Here is a 2,954-nt window from a genome sequence, read left to right as displayed (position 1 = left end):
GCTAAAGGCGGCCAGTGGGTCGCCTTTTTTATTCATCGGGTTGCGATTGAAATATAGTAGGAATTAAAGGAAATCAATACTTTACTTTTGTAAGGGAATAACTTTACTTGTATCGGAATAGCTTTACGAGTAAAGTGTTTTTACTTTACAAAAGTCCCGATTGGTCAAAATGACCAATCGGGAAAAGAACAAAAAAAAAGAGAGGTCAAAACCTCCCTTTTCATTTTTTGGCGACGTAAGTTATTCAACAAAAAACCCCCACCATAAAAGCGGGGGTTTAACATTAACCAGCAATAGACTAATGCGAATTATGAAAAAGTCGATATATCTTCTGAAGGCTTTGAAGCTCTTCTTTATTCTCCGGTTGACGTAAAAAACGCAGAAAATCATTTATAACCGGATTATCTTTGTTTTCCTTGTATAGCTGTACAATTAGTTTCACAATCGATTCAACCTGCATAAATTCAAAGTATGGTATCGATATGGTGAAATTCATTTTATCGACCTGTACCACAAGGTCATGTCCATCAACCGGGAGTTTCAAAGTGGTGTGCGTACCGGATTCCCGGACTATTTCTATTTTTTTATCTCCCATGGCTGAAATTTAAGAAGTTAATACGTCTTTAAAGGCGGCAAAACGGGCCGGGTTACTCAATCCCAGGTCAATGAATTGGTTCGTATTCAATTCTATTTCGCCAAAAGCTTTCCGGGTGTATGGGTCAACGATAATATCGAGGCCTCCCCAACTCCCGACTATCAAATGTTCCCAGGCACCAAAAATAACGGCTGAACAAACACCTGTGCTGTTTCCTTTGTCGAGCGTGGAAGGAACCGCGTTTGTAACCTGTGCCGGATACCCATTTAATGTATTGCCATCCATGATAAACTGTTCGGTGTCCGTTTTTACAGTAGTTTTTAATTTGCCGGCAACTGCTGAATTTGTAAGGTAGCCCATTTTTTCACCGTGTCCGTTTGCAGACAACACAGCCGTTTCAAGTTCTACCACTTTAGCCCAACTTGGAGAGGCACCATTTTCACCTCCAACTACTGAACCGATTCCAACATAGTTTAATATACCTGTGGGTGTGGCGCCGGTGCCTGAACCGTTAATGGCGGCGGTTTCAATGGCCTGTGCGATTGAATCGGCCAATTCATTTACGATGATTCTCTCCACGTCAGGTAAAGAACTGTAAATGAGTTCTTTAGATATGGCACCCAATGAACCCAGTCGCCTGGGCCTTAAAGTTCCCCGGTCGGCAAAAGAAGTTTTACTTTTGGTAATTTCTTCTCCCTCATTTTTCCAGGCTGCTGTAAAGGTTCCGCCTCCCACTAATGGCAGGGTACCAGTTAAATTTGGGATGAAGGTGGCACCAAGTTTTGTGAGTGTTAACCTATTTCTCAATGCAGTGTAAAATTGCATATTTCCGCCGGGGCCAGTCAGGTAACCTCCATCACCAGGCGTGGTGTAATTTTGGCCGCTTGATGACCGGTTTAATATAACCGCCGGGATTCCGAAACCCCTAATATTTCCCCCGAATTGGTTCATTTCGCGGCGGGCCTCCTGGTTCATTTCTTCCTCAATGCCTCCCTTATCGTAACCCAGGGCAACCCTCAAAGCTCTTGTAAATGAGTACTTTTCAAGGTCGTTATTACCTCTATGGATTACAGTTCCCTGCCTGCTTGCCTTTTCAATCCTTTCTTTTTCTTCTCTTTCGACTTTCAATATTTCGCCGGAAAGATTATGAATTTCTTCGGTTAATTCATTTTCGCGGGTTTCAAATTCGCGGGTTTCAAGTCCGGCGTTTGGTAAATCTTTGAGTTCGCCCATTAGGGCGTGCCTTTTCTGTTTTAATTCATCACTTTTCTTCATAGCTATAAATAATTTAAAATATGATTAAATTTCTTTCTGTTTTCGCTAAAACCGCGTTTTACTGCATTTGGGTTTGAAGGTATGTTAACAATGGAAAATTCGATTAACTCCATTTCATCGTAAACCAGAACATCGCCTTCCCGGTGGCTCTTTTTCGGTATAAATCCAACTGAAACGGCTTTAAGGGTTCCGGCTTTAACCTTTTTGTAAATCTTCTCAGCCAGCGGGTTCGTGGTTTCATCTTCAAAGGTTGCAACCCCTATAAGTTTGTCGCCTTCCATGTAAGCGGTTGCAGCACCGAGAATAAAATCCGGGTCTGTTGAATCGTGTACATTGTGCTGATAGCCAAAGATTCCATTTTTCTCAAACCGTTTTAAGTCCCAACCTCCAGGGCTTAAAATAGAACGATGTGCGTCCTCCGTTCCATCGGAAACCACAAATTCCATTGTTCTATCTTCAATCTTTCGAATACTATGAGTTAATAACTGTCTGTTCTCCATTACTTCAAATAAATGTTTTGACAAATTTTGAAAGATTGTTTTAAAAAGTGGTGGAAATATTTTCCATAAATTGAATAATTCAATGATTTAGTTTTTATACCCCCCCTTCCAATTTTGCACGAGGTAAAATTTAGTTGGGGTGTGGTCGCTCGGTGAAACGCCAGAGCGATTGAAGGGGGTTACCCTTAACATACTGATAGTCAATTCATTGGTATTTATTTTGTCTTTATTGTGCAACGCAAATTTTTTGAGCGAACCGGGTGTAATTATTGTCATTTCCTGCTATTCTGGTAGTGTTTATATTTTAAAGTGGAAAATGTACATTGATTGAAATAATTAACTTTTTTGGCCTTTTTTCATGGATTTCGGTAAAAATATTTAATGTTTTGATTGAAAAAATGTCTGAACGAATCGTAACTTTTCCATCGCAACGACTTACCGAAAATTTTATAATGCTCATCATCGAGTAAATAATAAATATCCTCATGCGTTGCTTTGTGTTGTATTTCTGATATTTTTTGAAGACAATTAGCATACACCAGGCAAACACTTTTGTCTGTTGGCACCAGCTCAGTAAAATCTTC

Annotated in this window: 4 protein-coding genes; all 4 read right to left on the bottom strand. The window is 40.1% G+C overall.

Annotated features, from left to right (window positions below):
• Positions 1–298 precede the first annotated feature (298 nt).
• A complete protein-coding gene (locus ACESMA_RS21470) occupies positions 299–595 on the bottom strand; it encodes a hypothetical protein (RefSeq protein ID WP_372950936.1) in 297 nt (98 codons plus the stop codon).
• Positions 596–604: 9 nt separating this feature from the next.
• A complete protein-coding gene (locus tag ACESMA_RS21465) occupies positions 605–1,870 on the bottom strand; it encodes a phage major capsid protein (RefSeq protein WP_372950935.1) in 1,266 nt (421 codons plus the stop codon).
• Positions 1,871–1,872: 2 nt separating this feature from the next.
• A complete protein-coding gene (locus ACESMA_RS21460) occupies positions 1,873–2,316 on the bottom strand; it encodes an HK97 family phage prohead protease (RefSeq protein WP_372950934.1) in 444 nt (147 codons plus the stop codon).
• A gap of 410 nt (positions 2,317–2,726) precedes the next feature.
• On the bottom strand, positions 2,727–2,954 hold a 228-nt coding region (locus ACESMA_RS21455), incomplete at its 5' end, for a hypothetical protein (RefSeq protein WP_372950933.1).

Origin of the sequence: Mariniphaga sp. (genome assembly GCF_041687215.1) — a bacterium.
In the GTDB taxonomy this organism is placed as follows: domain Bacteria; phylum Bacteroidota; class Bacteroidia; order Bacteroidales; family Prolixibacteraceae; genus Mariniphaga.
Note: the sequence above shows the minus strand (reverse complement) of the source record. Positions and strands in the feature narration are given on the sequence as shown.